The sequence below is a fragment of the Streptomyces sp. NPDC050738 genome, from assembly GCF_040654175.1.
Taxonomy (GTDB): domain Bacteria; phylum Actinomycetota; class Actinomycetes; order Streptomycetales; family Streptomycetaceae; genus Streptomyces.
Genome location: NZ_JBFAHN010000032.1, coordinates 1 through 13,916 on the forward strand (window position 1 = coordinate 1; position 13,916 = coordinate 13,916).

Annotated in this window: 17 protein-coding genes; 2 read left to right on the forward strand and 15 right to left on the reverse strand. The window is 71.2% G+C overall.

From position 1 onward, the window contains the following. Window positions 1-139 precede the first annotated feature (139 nt). Window positions 140-505 (reverse strand): hypothetical protein, encoded by a 366-nt coding sequence (locus AB0H78_RS38360; RefSeq protein ID WP_363239472.1) that lies wholly within the window; start codon window positions 503-505, stop codon window positions 140-142. 117 nt (window positions 506-622) lie between these two features. Here AB0H78_RS38360 and AB0H78_RS38365 point away from each other — a divergent pair, with 117 nt between their 5' ends. Further along, window positions 623-2,155 carry an alpha/beta hydrolase gene (locus AB0H78_RS38365; protein WP_363239473.1) on the forward strand — a complete coding sequence of 511 codons (1,533 nt, stop codon included), beginning with the start codon at window positions 623-625 and terminating at the stop codon, window positions 2,153-2,155. Between the two features lie 13 nt (window positions 2,156-2,168). Here AB0H78_RS38365 and AB0H78_RS38370 read toward each other — a convergent pair whose 3' ends face one another. The 9 genes from AB0H78_RS38370 to tsaB form a co-directional block, all read right to left on the reverse strand. Next, window positions 2,169-3,011, reverse strand: coding sequence for a polysaccharide deacetylase family protein (locus AB0H78_RS38370; RefSeq protein ID WP_363239474.1), 843 nt, complete (start codon window positions 3,009-3,011; stop codon window positions 2,169-2,171). 123 nt (window positions 3,012-3,134) lie between these two features. Next, window positions 3,135-3,311, reverse strand: a complete 177-nt coding sequence (locus tag AB0H78_RS38375; RefSeq protein ID WP_363239475.1) for a hypothetical protein — start codon at window positions 3,309-3,311, stop codon at window positions 3,135-3,137. Continuing rightward, window positions 3,301-4,533: an RNA polymerase sigma factor gene (locus AB0H78_RS38380; protein WP_363239476.1), complete on the reverse strand. Its 1,233-nt coding sequence runs from the start codon at window positions 4,531-4,533 to the stop codon at window positions 3,301-3,303. Before AB0H78_RS38380 ends, AB0H78_RS38375 begins: the two co-directional genes overlap by 11 nt. Before the next feature lie 52 nt (window positions 4,534-4,585). Beyond that, a complete protein-coding gene (locus AB0H78_RS38385) occupies window positions 4,586-4,948 on the reverse strand; it encodes a YciI family protein (RefSeq protein ID WP_363239477.1) in 363 nt (120 codons plus the stop codon). Between the two features lie 104 nt (window positions 4,949-5,052). After that, window positions 5,053-6,093 carry an LCP family protein gene (locus AB0H78_RS38390; RefSeq protein WP_363239478.1) on the reverse strand — a complete coding sequence of 347 codons (1,041 nt, stop codon included), beginning with the start codon at window positions 6,091-6,093 and terminating at the stop codon, window positions 5,053-5,055. 81 nt (window positions 6,094-6,174) lie between these two features. Continuing rightward, the gene (locus tag AB0H78_RS38395; RefSeq protein ID WP_363239479.1) at window positions 6,175-6,423 is read right to left on the reverse strand and encodes a hypothetical protein; all 249 of its coding nucleotides are present in this window, start codon (window positions 6,421-6,423) and stop codon (window positions 6,175-6,177) included. Continuing rightward, on the reverse strand, window positions 6,420-7,529 hold the full coding sequence (gene tsaD, locus AB0H78_RS38400; RefSeq protein ID WP_363239480.1) for a tRNA (adenosine(37)-N6)-threonylcarbamoyltransferase complex transferase subunit TsaD: 1,110 nt from the start codon (window positions 7,527-7,529) through the stop codon (window positions 6,420-6,422). The genes AB0H78_RS38395 and tsaD overlap by 4 nt, the downstream gene beginning before the upstream one ends. Further along, window positions 7,529-7,993: a ribosomal protein S18-alanine N-acetyltransferase gene (gene rimI, locus AB0H78_RS38405; protein WP_363239488.1), complete on the reverse strand. Its 465-nt coding sequence runs from the start codon at window positions 7,991-7,993 to the stop codon at window positions 7,529-7,531. The genes tsaD and rimI overlap by 1 nt, the downstream gene beginning before the upstream one ends. 17 nt (window positions 7,994-8,010) lie before the next feature. Further along, entirely contained in the window at window positions 8,011-8,658 is a 648-nt protein-coding gene (tsaB, locus tag AB0H78_RS38410) for a tRNA (adenosine(37)-N6)-threonylcarbamoyltransferase complex dimerization subunit type 1 TsaB (protein ID WP_363239481.1), read from the reverse strand. A 116-nt stretch (window positions 8,659-8,774) separates the two neighbouring features. Between tsaB and AB0H78_RS38415 the strand changes: the two genes are divergently transcribed. Further along, window positions 8,775-9,335, forward strand: a complete 561-nt coding sequence (locus AB0H78_RS38415) for a hypothetical protein (protein WP_363239482.1) — start codon at window positions 8,775-8,777, stop codon at window positions 9,333-9,335. A gap of 34 nt (window positions 9,336-9,369) precedes the next feature. Here the strand turns inward: AB0H78_RS38415 and AB0H78_RS38420 are convergent, their stop codons facing one another. The 5 genes from AB0H78_RS38420 to AB0H78_RS38440 all read right to left on the reverse strand — a co-directional run bounded on the left by AB0H78_RS38420 (window position 9,370) and on the right by AB0H78_RS38440 (window position 13,734). After that, window positions 9,370-9,531 carry a hypothetical protein gene (locus AB0H78_RS38420; protein ID WP_363239483.1) on the reverse strand — a complete coding sequence of 54 codons (162 nt, stop codon included), beginning with the start codon at window positions 9,529-9,531 and terminating at the stop codon, window positions 9,370-9,372. Window positions 9,532-9,640: 109 nt separating this feature from the next. Further along, window positions 9,641-10,165, reverse strand: a complete 525-nt coding sequence (gene tsaE, locus AB0H78_RS38425; protein ID WP_363239484.1) for a tRNA (adenosine(37)-N6)-threonylcarbamoyltransferase complex ATPase subunit type 1 TsaE — start codon at window positions 10,163-10,165, stop codon at window positions 9,641-9,643. A 246-nt stretch (window positions 10,166-10,411) separates the two neighbouring features. Beyond that, complete coding sequence (locus AB0H78_RS38430; RefSeq protein ID WP_363239485.1) at window positions 10,412-11,596, reverse strand: alpha/beta hydrolase; 1,185 nt, start codon at window positions 11,594-11,596, stop codon at window positions 10,412-10,414. 12 nt (window positions 11,597-11,608) lie between these two features. Continuing rightward, window positions 11,609-12,775: an alanine racemase gene (gene alr, locus AB0H78_RS38435; RefSeq protein WP_363239486.1), complete on the reverse strand. Its 1,167-nt coding sequence runs from the start codon at window positions 12,773-12,775 to the stop codon at window positions 11,609-11,611. 20 nt (window positions 12,776-12,795) lie between these two features. Beyond that, window positions 12,796-13,734, reverse strand: coding sequence for a L,D-transpeptidase family protein (locus AB0H78_RS38440; RefSeq protein WP_363239487.1), 939 nt, complete (start codon window positions 13,732-13,734; stop codon window positions 12,796-12,798). Window positions 13,735-13,916 lie beyond the last annotated feature (182 nt).

The following is a 13,916-nucleotide window of genomic DNA, read 5'->3' on the forward strand; positions in this document are numbered from 1 at the left end:
GCGGAATCGGCGTAGCCGACGCGACGCAGTCGCGCCCTTTACTCCGCCCCGGAAACGCCACACTCCAGGTATCGGTCGGCAGGGGGGCCCACCCACCCGACCCCGACAAGAAGCACCGGGTAGGAGGCCCGCCCCAGCCCTACCCCAGGTCCGTGAGCTCCTCCGCGTACACCTGCGAGAGCGGCTGCGGACCCACGTACTGCTGGCAGTTGCACGTCCCCGGCTCATAGCTCACCGGCTTCTTGTCCGCGTCCCAGGCCGTCGGAACCTCCACCGACTCATGGCACTTGCCCCGCTTGTCATGCTTGGCGAGATGGTGCGTGCACCCGCAGATCGGCTCCGGCGGCTTGTGCGCCGCCTCGATCTCCCTGCGCTCGCGCTCGGCCGCCTCCACGCGCTCCATCCGGCGCTCGTGGCGCGTGCGCAGCGCGGTGCGTCCGGTGTCGGCCATCCAGCCGAATCCGCCCACCATGAAGAAGATGAATACCCACCAGAACCACTCCACTTGACCGCCCCTTCCCCCTGCCCGGCGCAAGCGTTCCTCCCCCAGATTACGCCCCGCCGCCACCCGGACGGCTCTCGCGCCGGGCGCGACGCCGTACACCGCCGCAGCATGATCGACATGACACACCGTAAGACAGTCGTACGCGGGGCCGCCGTAGCCGCCGCCACCTCCCTGCTGCTGGCCGGAGCGGGCACGGCCGGCGCCACGGCCCCCGCCGCCACGGACCGGCCCGTCTGGTCCCCCTGCCCGCCGCCGACCGCGGCCCAGGGCGGCGGCGACGCCCCCGGTGTCGGCTGGGAGTGCGCGACCCTCGCCGTACCCCTCGACTACGCGCACCCGCAGGGCAGGCGGATCGGCCTCGCGCTGATCCGGCACGCCGCCACAGGACCCGGCAAGCGCATCGGTTCGCTGATCTACAACTTCGGCGGCCCTGGCGGCTCGGGCGTCGCGACGCTGCCTGGCTTCGGTTCCACCTTCTCCACCCTCAACACCCGCTACGACCTGGTGAGTTTCGACCCGCGCGGGGTCGGCGGCTCGGCCCCCGTCTCGTGCTTCACGGGCCCGCAGACCGACGCGTACAACCAGGTCGACTCGACGCCCGACACCCCGGCGGAGGCCGAGCAGTTCATGGACGTCACGCAGGCCTTCGCGGCGGCCTGCGAGAAGAAGTCGGGCGCGCTCCTCCCCCACCTCACCACCACCAACGTCGCCCGCGACCTGGACCGTATCCGCGCGGCGGTCGGCGACGCGAAGCTGAACTACTACGGCTTCTCCTACGGCACCGAGCTCGGCGGCACCTACGCCCACCTCTTCCCCCAGAAGGTCGGCCGCGCCGTGCTCGACGGCGTCATGAACCCCGACGAGAACTACACCGACGGCGCCCTCTACCAGCTCAAGGGCTTCCAGCTCGCCCTCGACAACTTCGCGAAGGCCTGCGTCGCCGGCAGCTACGTCTGCCCGATCCACCGCTCCACCCCCGCCCAGGTGGAGCAACTCCTCACCGACGTGGTGGCCCACCTCGACCAGCACCCGGCCCGCACCGCCGACGGCCGGATGCTGAACGACTCGCTCGCCCTCTCCGCCATGGCGCACACCCTCTACAGCGCGAGCTCGGGCTGGCCGGCGCTGGCGCGCGCGGTCTCCTCGTACGCCAACTGGGAGGACCCGACGGCGCTGATGGCGCTCGCCGACTCCGCCACGGGCCGCGACGACAAGGGCCACTACGACAACGGCAACAACATCTTCTCCGCGACGAGTTGTGCCGACTACGGCGTCCCGCAGACCACGGACGACATCCGGCAGCAACTGCCCGCCTACCGCAAGGCGTCCCCGCTCTTCGGCGAGCAGTTCGCCTGGGCGCTCAACCAGTGCACGTACTGGCCGGTCAAGGGCGCCACGGACCACATGGAGGTGAGCGCGAAGGGCGCCCCGCCGATCCTGGTCATCGGCAACGCGGGCGACCCGGCGACCCCGTACGGCGGCGCCGAGGTGATGGCGCGGCGGCTCGGGAAGGGCGTGGGCGTGCTCGTCAGCTGGAAGGGCGGGCAGGGGCACTGCAGCTACGGCAAGGGCAGCGCCTGCATCGACGGCAAGGCCGACGACTACCTGCTGAACGGCAAGGTCCCGGCGTACGGCACCAACTGCCCGTAACCCTCGGGCCCTTCTAGACGTAGTCCTCAAGCCGGGCGACGGTGAACCCCTGCTCCTGGATGTGCCGGAGCATGTTCGCCATCATCTCGGTCATCGAGTGCCCCTTGAGTTCCGAGGGCCCCCGGAAGTGGGCGAGGATGATGTCGCCGGGGTGCAGCTTCTTGTCGGGGCGCTGGTACTGCATGTTCTTTATCTGCATCGACTCGCGCCACAGGACGATCGCCTTGAGGCCGCAACTCTGCACCGCTGCACGGGTGTTGGCGTTCCAGTTGCCGTACGGCGGCCGGAAGAGCCGAGGGGCGCTCCCGTACTCCGCTCCGAGCTTCGTCTGCTGGCCGCACACCTCGTTCTTCTGCGCGGCGGCGCCCAGGGTGCGCATGTTGGGGTGGTGGAGGGTGTGGTTCTCCACTCGGTTGCCCAGCGCCTGCAGGGGCTTGAAGTAGCCGTAGTCGCTGCGGATCGCGTCGTTCATCAGGAACATGGTGAAGGGGATCTTCAGATCCTTCATCATCGCGACGAACTTCGGGTCCTTCTCGGCCCCGTCGTCGAAGGTGACGAAGACGATCTTCTTCTGGGTGGGTATCTCGCTGATCACCGGCACCGGGCCGCCCGGCACGGTCTTCACGGGCTTGACCGCGGGCGGCGCGGGGACGTCGGCGAAGGGCTTGAGCCCCCATTTGCGGTAGGCCGCGGCGCGCGTGTCCGGCTGCGCGCCGGAGGGCTTCTTCCCCGGGGCGGAGGCGGCCGGCGTGTGCGTACTCCCGGTCCCGGTGTCCGAGCCCGACGACGTACACCCCGCCATCAGCGCGCCGCCCAGCACACCGCCGAGGACCAGCCCCACGACCTTCTTGCGCACGCTCGAACCTCTTGTCCGGTCTCGCCATCATCTGCGACTTGCGCCGTACAAGATGCAGAAAACGACCACCGGGTTCACTCCCCGTGCCTGGTCAGCCGGGCAGCGGCTCCGCCGCCAGCCGCCTCACGCGGGCGCCCAGGGCGCATTGCCCCGGCTCCAGCCGTACGGCCGCGTCCACCAGGCGCCCCACATGGCCCCGCCAGTCCCCGCCGCGAGCGAGCCGCGCAGCTCGGCCCGCGATCCCGGGCACCCCTGCTCCAGAGCCCGCAGCACAGCGGCGGCGAGCACCTCACGCTCCACCGGTGACCCTCCTCATGAGCAGCGCCCGTTCCGCCTCGTTCCGCGTCAGCGCCGCCGCCCGCTCGAACTCCGCCCGCGCCTCCGCCGTCCGCCCCAGCTTCTCCAGCAGATCGCCGCGCACACTCGGCAGCAGGTGATACCCGGCCAGCGCGGGCTCATCGACCAGGGCGTCCACGATGCGGAGCCCCGCCTCGGGCCCGTGCGCCATGGCCACGGCGACGGCCCGGTTGAGCTCCACCACCGGCGACGGCGGCAGCATCGCGTACAGGGCGGCGATCCGTACCCAGTCCGTCTCCTCCCAGCTCGCCGCCCGCGCATGGCAGGCGGCGATGGCGGCCTGAATGGCGTAGGGCCCCGGAGCCCCGCCCAGTTCCCCCGCCCCGAGCAGCGCGGCGAACCCGCGCCGCATCAGGAGCCGGTCCCACCGCCCCCGGTTCTGGTCGGCGAGCAGCACCGGAGTCCCGTCCGCCTTCGTCCGTGCGCCCATCCGCGAGGCCTGGAGCTCCAACAGGGCGACCAGGCCCAGGACTTCCCCTTCCTTGGGCATCAGCCCCGCCAGCACCCGCGCGAGGCGCACCGCGTCCTCGCAGAGCGCGGGCCGTATCCAGTCGCCGCCGGCCGTCGCCGAGTACCCCTCGTTGAAGACCAGATAGATGACCTCGAGCACCGACGCGAGGCGCTGCCCGCGCTCCTCCCCGTACGGCACCTCGAAGGGGACCCCCGCGGCCGCCAGCTTCCGCTTCGCCCGCACGATCCGCTGCGCGACGGTCGCCTCGGGGACCAGATACGCGCGGGCGATCTCGTCCGTGGTCAGCCCGCCGAGCAGCCGCAGGGTGAGTGCGATGCGCGCCTCGGCGGACAGGACGGGGTGGCAGGCGGTGAAGATCAGCCGCAGCAGATCGTCGTCGATGTCCCCGGGGCCCGCGGGTTCTGGCGGTGGCGGGGAGGTCTCCTCCAGCGTCCGCCCGACCTCCGCGAGCTTGCGGGCGTACGTCTCCCGCCGTCGTACGAGATCGATCGCCCGGCGCTTGGCCGTGACCATGAGCCAGGCGCCCGGATTGTCCGGTACGCCCGCCTCCGGCCACTGCTCGAGCGCGGCGACCAGCGCGTCCTGTGCGATCTCCTCGGCGATGCCCACGTCCCGAACGATCCGGGTGACACCGGCGATGATCCGCGCCGACTCGATCCTGAATACGGTCTCGACCGCGTTGCCTGCCGTCACGGCCACCCATCAGAGCAGCCGCACGACGGCCGGGCAACTACCGCGCGCGCCCCTACTCGTCGCCGGGGCCGAAGACCTGGCGCACCTCCAGGGTGAGGTCCCACTCGGGCTCGTGCACCTGGGCGAAGCGCTTGGTCCACTCGACGGCCTCGTCGATGTCCTTGGTCTGCAGCATCGCGTACCCGCCGACGACCTCCTTGGCCTCGGTGAAGGGACCGTCGAGGACCGTCGCCTGCCCGCCGGTCCAGCGCACCCGGCGGCCGGTGTCGACGGGCCCGAGACCGCCGGTGTCGAGCATGACGCCCGCCTTGGTCATCTCCTCCATGAGGACGCCCATGCGCTCCATCAGTTCGGCGCTGGGCTCGGCGGGCGAGTTGGACTCGTCGACACGGATGATGGAGAGAAAGCGCGGCATGACTGCCTCCTGTTGAGGTGTGGGACCGGGGCTCTTCCCCGTCCTCTCACTCATACGTCGAACGGTGCCGACCGCAATCGACACCCACCGCAAAAAGAATTCGTTCAGCGCAACGAAGCCCAGAGTTCGCTCGCCTCGGGTTCGTCGGCGACCACCCGGTTGCGGTCCCAGGGGGCGAGCAAGACGGGCATCATCACGGTCTTCAGCGCGCCCGGCTCGACCTGCCGCAGCCCCTGGGCCAGATCGGTCAGCTCGCCGAGCGAGTCGAGTCCCGTGTCGGTGGTCAGGCTGCCGGTGACCGCGTCGGCGACCTTGTAGAGCTTCAGCGGATCGGTGAGCAGGTTACCCGCCGACATCTCCTGGAGCATCGCCTTCACCAGCTGCTGCTGGAGCGCTATGCGCCCCAGGTCGCTGCCGTTGCCTATGCCGTGGCGGGTACGGGCGAAGGCGAGCGCCTGCTTCCCGTCGAGCCGGTGGGTGCCGGCCTCCAGATGCAGATGGCTGCGCGTGTCGTCGATGTCCTGCGTGGTGGTGACGGTGACCCCGCCGAGGGCGTCGATGAGATCCGCGAACCCGGCGAAGTCGATCTCCATGTAGTGGTCCATCCGTACGCCGGTCATCTTCTCGACCGTCTTGACGGCGCAGGCCGGTCCGCCGACCGCGTAGGCGCTGTTGAACATCGCGTGGTACGCCACCGAGGTGCTGCCCCCCGAGGAGGTCGGGCAGGACGGCCGGGTGACCAGGGTGTCGCGCGGTATGGAGACGACGGTCGCCTCGGTGTGGTCGGTGTTGATGTGGACGACCATCGCCGTGTCGGAGCGGGCGCCGCCGCTCTCCCCGCCGCCGAGTGCCTGGTTCTCCTTGCCGGTCCGCGAGTCGGAGCCCAGCACGAGGATGTTCAGCGTGCCGCTCGGCACGGCCGGCAGGGTCGCGGTCGCGGAGGCGGACGGGGTCACCGAGGGACGCTCGGGGCGGTCGGTGCCCAGCGCGCTGTTGATGTCGACGCTTTTGATGTTCCGGTCGAAGTGCCAGTACGCCCACCCCGCCCCGGCCGCGCCCACCACGAGTGTGCAGCCGAGGACGATGCCCACGACTCTGAGCGCGCGTCTTCGGCGTGGGGGCTGACCTGGCTGTTCGTCCGTCATGCGGAGGAACATACGTCCGAATCGGCTTACGTCCTACGGGGAGGCGTCAATTCCAGGGAAAAACTCATATTCCCGCACCCGTCACACCGCCTCGAAGCGCCACCTGTGCACGGCGCGCATGATCAACTCGGCCGCGGGCTCGGGGAGTTCGGGGAGGTCCGCGTCGTACCCGGCGTCCCACCAGGTGATCACGAGCACCCGGTCCTGCGGCGCCCGGAAGAACTCCCGCCGCACGGGCTCGGCCGCGAGCACCTGCGCGCGCGCCCAGGCGAGCAGCTCCGCGCCCCGCCCCTCGGCCGCCCGCGCCTCCCACATCAGCGCGACGCTCATGAGTACAGATTGTCCTTGCTGACCTCGTGCACATGGTCGTGGTCGTGCGTGTGCCCGTGCGTATGCCCCGGCACATGCGGCTCCGTCACCGGAAGCGAGGAGTCCGCCGACAGCTCCCAGTCGGAGGCCGGCCGGTTGCGTGCCACCATCTCCGTGCCGAGCGCGGCCACCATCGCTCCGTTGTCGGTGCACAGCCCCGGCCGCGGCACCCGCAGCCGGATGCCCGCCTTCTCGCACCGCTCGGCCGCGAGCGCCCGCAGCCGGGAGTTGGCGGCGACACCGCCACCGATCATCAGGTGGTCGACGCCCTCGTCACGGCAGGCCCGTACGGCCTTGCGGGTCAGCACATCGACCACCGCCTCCTGGAAGGAAGCCGCCACATCGCGCACCGGCACGTCCTCGCCGGCCGCCCGCTTGGCCTCGATCCAGCGGGCCACGGATGTCTTGAGCCCGGAGAAGGAGAAGTCGTACGCGGGATCCTTCGACCCCGTGAGCCCACGCGGGAACGCGATCGCCTTCGGATCCCCCTCCCGCGCGAGCCGGTCGATGACCGGCCCACCGGGGAAGCCCAGATGCAGCACGCGCGCGATCTTGTCGAAGGCCTCGCCCGCGGCATCGTCGATGGTCGCGCCCAGCGGCCGTACGTCGCTCGTGATGTCGGGTGCGAGCAGCAGCGAGGAGTGCCCGCCGCTCACCAGGAGCGCCATGGTCGGCTCGGGCAGCGGCCCGTGCTCCAGCTGGTCCACGCAGATGTGCGAGGCCAGGTGATTGACCCCGTACAAGGGCTTGTTCAGCGCGTACGCGTACGCCTTGGCCGCCGAGACGCCCACCAGCAGCGCCCCCGCGAGACCGGGTCCCGCCGTCACGGCGATCCCGTCCAGGTCGCTGCCCTTGACGCCCGCCTCCTTCAGCGCGCGCTCGATGGTCGGAACCATCGCCTCCAGGTGCGCACGCGACGCGATCTCGGGGACGACGCCCCCGAAGCGCGCATGGGTGTCCACGCTCGACGCCACAGCGTCCGCGAGCAGCGTGGTGCCGCGGACGATGCCGACACCCGTCTCGTCGCAGGAGGTCTCGATACCGAGTACCAGGGGTTCGTCAGCCATCAGTTCAGTTCTCTGTTCTCTGTTCCGTGGACCACGAGACGCATCACGAGCGCGTCCACATTTCCCGGCTGGTAGTAGCCGCGCCGCATGCCGATCGGCTCGAACCCGAAGCGCTGGTAGAGCTTCTGCGCCCGGGTGTTGTCCACCCGCACCTCCAGCAGAATCTCTTCGCACTCGAAGGCGGTGGCGTGCCTGATGAGATCGCTCAGCAGCTCGGACCCGAGCCCGCTGCCCCACGCATCCCTGCTGACGGCGATCGTCTGTACGTCACCGAGCCCGCCGGCGGCGGCGAGCCCCGCATATCCGACGACCTTCTGCCCGTCCTCGGCGACCACGTACCGCCGGGTCGCGCCCGGCCCCCGCGCATGGGCGAGTTCGGACCAGAACATCCCCGTCGACCAGGCGTCGTCGGGGAAGAGATCCCTCTCCAGCTCGAAGACGCCCTCTATGTCCCACCAGCGCATCTCGCGCAGCACGGCCGTCACTTGGGGGTGACCACCTTGTAGTTCTTGGGGACCTGCGCATCGGGCCGACGCAGATAGAGCGGCGTCACGGGAAGGAAGTCCGCCCCGGCCGCCAGCCGCTCGGCGGCCAGCGCGGCCAGCGCGCCGGCCGACACATGCTCGGGACCGCGCGCGTCGGGGAAGGCCTCCGGGTAGAGGACACCCCCCGCGCCCACGACGGGCAGCCCACCGGTCTCGACATCGGCGGGCCGGTCGACGGCAGCCTCGCCCACCCGCGTCCGCGAGTCCTCGTACCGCGCCCAGTAGACCTCTTTGCGCCGGGCGTCGGTGGCCACGAAGAAGGGGCCCTCGATCCCGGACGCGTACGCGAGAGCGTCCAGCGTGCACAGTCCGTGCACCGGCACCCCGAGCACCGACCCGAAGGTCGCGGCGGTCACGAGGCCGACGCGCAGCCCGGTGTAGGGCCCGGGCCCTACGCCCACGACGATCCCGGTCACGGCGTCCAGTTTCACCCCCGCCTCGTCCAGCACTCGGTCGACGGCGGGCAGCAGCAGCTCCCCGTGGCGGCGCGCGTCGACCTGCGAGGACTCGGCGACGACGGACGTGCCGTCGTGGAGAGCGGCGGTCACGGCGGGGGTGGCGGTATCAACGGCGAGCAGAAGCACACGAACAGCCTACGGCTCCGGCGGCGGGGGCACGGCTCCGAGCCCGGCCCTCCCCCGGCTGCTACCGTCGGCGACGACCGGCCAAAAATCGTACGTACGGCAGAGGAGCACCACAGGTGTCCAGGAGCAGCTCGGGAATGGTGGCCGGGCTCACCGCAGCGGCCGTCGCCGTGGTCGCCTTCCTCGCCTACCAGGCCTCGGCAAACGCCCCCGACGACCTGGCGGCCCCCACCGGGACCGTCTCCACGACGAAGACCCCGCCGGGCGCCTCGAAGAAGCCGGGCACTCCGACGGCGCTCCCGCTCCCGCTCGGTTCGGGCGGAGGGATGCGCGTCGTCTACTCCGTGGGCTCCAAGCACGTATGGCTGACGAACAGCTCGGGCAAGGCGACGCGCGGCTTCGCGGTCATGCCGAGCACGGTGAACCCGCCCGCCGGCACGTACAGGGTCGGCTCCCGCTCGGGGTCCATCACCGGCTCCGACGGGGTCGCGATCGAGCACGTGGTCCGCTTCGCCACCATCGACGGCGTGACGGTCGGCTTCAGCGCGGCGGTGAACGGCGCGATGTCGAGCCCGGACCCGAACCGCAAGACGGGCGGGATCCGGATGGCACCGGCGGACGGGGACGCGATGTGGCCGTTCGCGACGATCGGCACGAAGGTCGTAGTGGTCCCGTAGCGCCTGCCGCTCACCACTTGTTACCCCGTACGGATTAAGCGGCGTCGCGCTGCTCTGCGTCCCCGGTGGTGCGCTCTGCGTCCTCGGACTCCTCCTGCGGCGGTGTGGACACCGCCGCGGCGGCGGCACACGAGGCCAGCAGCTCACGCATCGACAGACCGGGCGGCGGCTGCGGTACGGCTTCCGACATCTCCATGACTGCCTCCCGGCCCGGGCGTAGTAAGGCAGACCTAACCAGGCCTGTGCTCCCATGGGACCACGCCCGCCCAGGCCTGTGCAACACCTTGCCGACGCTCTGTCGGAATCTACGAGCCGGTTTCGACCGGCACGCCCGGAAGCGGGACCCGGGCCCACCGCTCCCCGACCCCGGTCACCGTTACGACGCGCCGCTCGTCGTCGGTGTCGCCCACAGCCCGGTCGATGACGACGCGCAGCCGGTCGTCGGAGAGCTCCTCGACCTTGCCGTCGCCCCATTCGACGACGACCACGGAGTCGGACAGCGAGACATCGAGATCCAGGTCCTCCATCTCGTCGAGCCCGCCGCCGAGCCGGTAGGCATCCACATGGACGAGCGCGGGCCCGTCCCCGAGCGACGGATGCACGCGGGCGATGACAAAGGTCGGCGAGGTCACGGCCCCCCGCACCCCGAGCCCTTCCCCGAACCCCCGGGTGAGCGTGGTCTTCCCCGCCCCGAGCTCGCCGCTGAGCATGACAAGATCCCCGGGCCGGACGACGGCAGCGAGCCGAAGCCCCAACTCCCGCATCTCTTCAGGCGAGTTGACATCAAGACGAGTGACGACCTCGGCCGCCGGGGGGTGAGCTGCTTCCATGCACCACACGTTACCGACTCGACCACCGCCCCAAATCACCCGCACGCCCCGAACCAACTCACCCGCACGTCGGCGCCCACAGCAGCAAAATCAAGCCCCTGCGGCGATTGAGCAGCGGGGGCCCGGGGCAGAGCCCCCGAACCCCCGACGCACCCGCACACCCCACACCCACGCCAGCCGAAATCAAGCCCCTCCGGCGATTGAGGAGCAGGGGCCCGGGGGCAGAGCCCCCGGAAAACCCCAGGCCTACCCCTCCGCCACCGGACCCACCGGAACCGGCACGGCCCCCACCCGGGCCAGCAGATCCGCGAGCCGGTCCATCACCGCCTCGGGATGCTCGAGCATCACCAGATGCCCGCCATCCGGCACGATCACCAGCTCCGCCTCCGGCAGCAGCCCCGCGATCTCCTCGCTGTGCGTGCTGGGCGTCACCAGATCCCGGTCCCCGGCCAGCACCAGCACAGGCACCTCGGCGAAAACCCCGAGCGCGTCCGCCTTGTCGTGCTCGGTGAACGCCGGATAGAACTCCGCGACGACATCGATCGGAGTCCCCTCGATCAGCCGCTCCGCGAACCGCGCCACCGCCGGATCCACATCCCGCGACCCGAAGGAGTACCGCTTGATCAGCCCCGCGAAGAGGTCCGCGGTCGCCCGCCGCCCCTTCTCCACCAGTTCGGCCTGCGACCCCAGCGCTTTCAGCACACCGGGCAGCACCCGCCGCACCGCGTTCACGCCCGCCACCGGCAGCCCGAAGTTCACTTCCCCGAGCTTCCCGCAGGACGTCCCCACAAAGGCGACGCCCACCACCCGTTCCCGTACGACCTCGGGAAACTGCTCACCCAGCGCCATCACCGTCATGCCGCCCATCGAGTGCCCGACCAGCACCAGCGGACCTTCGGGCGCGGCCGCGTCCACGACGGCCTTCAGATCCCGCCCCAGCTGATCGATCGACACCGGCTCCCCGGCCACCTGCGCCCGCCCCCGCTCGGAGCGCCCGTGGCTGCGCTGATCCCAGTGCACCGTGCGTACGACACCACGCAGCGCGGCCCGCTGGAAGTGCCAGGAGTCCTGGTTGAGGCAGTACCCGTGGCTGAAGACGACCGTCACGGGAGCCGGCGGCCGACGCCCGAAGAGGCGCCGTTTACGGGCTCCGTTGCGGCCCCCGCCACCGTCCGCCTCGACCTCGTCGACCTCGTAGTAGATCTCGGTGCCGTCGTCGGCGACGGCCCGGCCCGGCATCCCGCGCAGCGATCCGTACGGCCCCGACGCATCCAGCGCGAGCCGCGCCTTCTTGCGCATCCCGCGCCCGACGGTCAGCCGCTCCACGGCGACGCCCGCGGCCGCTCCGGCAGCCAGCACGCCCACGGCCGCACCGGCGATGCCACCGGCCCGACGCCAGGTGGCACTCACATCCCCGCTGGTCTCGCTCACCGTGCCGCGCTCCTAACAGTCGTCCGCGCCCTCGGCGTTCACATTCACATAGACACGCGGAACCCGCGCACCGATGCGGGTGACAATCTCGTACGCAATCGTGTCGGCCGCCACCGCCCAGTCCTCGGCGGTCGGCTCACCGCGGTCGCCGGGCCCGAACAGCACCGCTTCCGCGCCCGCCACCGGCTCGTCACCGTCCAGATCGACGACGAACTGGTCCATGGCGACGCGTCCCGCAACGCGCCGCCACTTCCCCGCGACCAGCACAGGACCCTTGCCCGATGCCTGGCGCGGGATCCCGTCCGCGTACCCCGCGGGCACCAGCCCGAGGGTGGTGTCGGCGGGGGTGGTGTAGTGATGCCCGTAACTGACGCCGTGACCCTTCGGAACGTGCTTCACCAGCGCGAGCCGTGCGCTCAGCGTCATCACGGGGCGCAGCCCGAACTCGGCGGCGCTCCCGACCTCGGGGACGGGCGAGATGCCGTACACGGCGACGCCCGTGCGCACGAGGTCGTACTGCGACTCGGGAAGGGTCAGCACCGCGGGCGAGTTGGCGATGTGCCGCACTTCGGGGCGCAGGCCGGCCTTCTCCGCGTACTCCAGCGCTTCCTCGAACCGCTGGGTCTGCTCGGCGATCGACGGATGACCGGGCTCGTCGGCGCACGCGTAGTGCGACCAGAGACCGGTCACCCTGACCAGCCCGTCCCGCTCGGCTTCCAGGGCCGCTGCGACGAGCTCGGGCCAGTCGGTGGGCTGGCAGCCGTTACGGCCGAGGCCGGTGTCGGCCTTGAGCTGGATGCGGGCCGGCTGCCCGGCGGCCGCGGCCGCCTCCCGTACCTCGTCCAGCGCCCACATGCCGCTCACGGACACGTCCACATCGGCCTCGACGGCCTGCCGCCACGGACCGCCGGGCGTCCAGAGCCAGCACAGGATCCGGCCGTCGATCCCGGCGGCGCGCAGCGCGAGCGCCTCCTCGGGGGTGGCGGTCCCCAGCCACTGCGCTCCGGCCTCGCGGGCGGCCACGGCACAGGGCACCATGCCGTGCCCGTACGCGTCCGCCTTCACCACGGCCATGAGCTGGGCGCGGGGCGCACGGGCGCGCAGGGCACGGACGTTGGCGCGCAGCGCGCCGAGGTCGATCTCGGCGCGCACGCGAAGCGGAGGCGGTGTCTCAGTCATCGCGCCCAGTGTCTCAGAGCTCAGACGGCGGGCTTGCGACCCCAGATGTAGACCGCGTCACCCCTGCCGAGGACGCTCCACAGGCGCTGGGCGTCGCGGTAGCGCATGTTGACGCAGCCGTGGCTGCCGGGCGGGTTGTTGTAGACGCTCGCGTAGATCCCGTGAAAGGCCTGCCCGCCGCTGAAGAACTGGCTGTACGGCATGGGGCTGTTGTAGAGCGAGGACCAGTGGTTCTTGTGCTTCCAGTAGACCTTGAACCAGCCGGTGCGGGTGGGGTGGACGGCGCGTCCTGTCCGTACGGGAGCGGGCCCGAAGACGACCTTCTTCCCCTTCTGGACCCACATCAGCTGCCGCGACAGGTCGACGCAGGCGACCTTGTACTTCCGTACGGGACACTTCCCGGCGGCATTGGGATGCAGCCGGGCCGAGATGGCCTGCATGCGACCCCAGGTGACGGGTCCGGCGTACCCGATGTCGGGCCGGATGTGCTGCTGCCTCTGGAACCGCCGGATGGCCGCGCAGTCGGCGGCGGACTGCCGCCCGTCGACGCGCAGCTTCAGCCACTTCTCGACCTGGCGCTGGTAGGGCCCGGTGCTACGGGTGCAGGCACGCGCGGCACTGCCGGCCGGGGCCTCGTCGGGGGCGGTGGGCACAGCGGACGCGGCGGGCAGCCCGGGCACGGCTTCCGCCACCGCCTTCGGCACCGCTTCCACCAGCGCGTCGGCCCCCGCGGGCGGCGCGGCGGGGACGATCGCGTCCTCGGCGGCGCTGGGCGTGTAGACGCGGGGCGGCAGGGCCTCGTCGGGGGTGTCGAGCAGTCTGGGCAGGGCGAAGAGGCGCATAGGGGCGGGAGCGGGCGGCGGAACCGGATCGGCGTGAGCCGAGGTGCCGAGAGGCAGCACGGCAGCGAGGGCGAGAAGGATGCCCGCGCCGCGACGAGGTGCGATGTTCTTGATCACCGCCCCAGACAAGCCGACGGACTCACGCTAGGCCGGAAGCCCCGCTGACCAGGTCACCCATCGGCCACAGCCGAGCCCCAGTATTCAACGGCCCGTTTGCACACCCGCACGTCGGCGCCCACAGCAGCAAAATCAAGCGACGCACCGCCGGTCGACGAGGACCTGGACCGCCTCACCCAGCG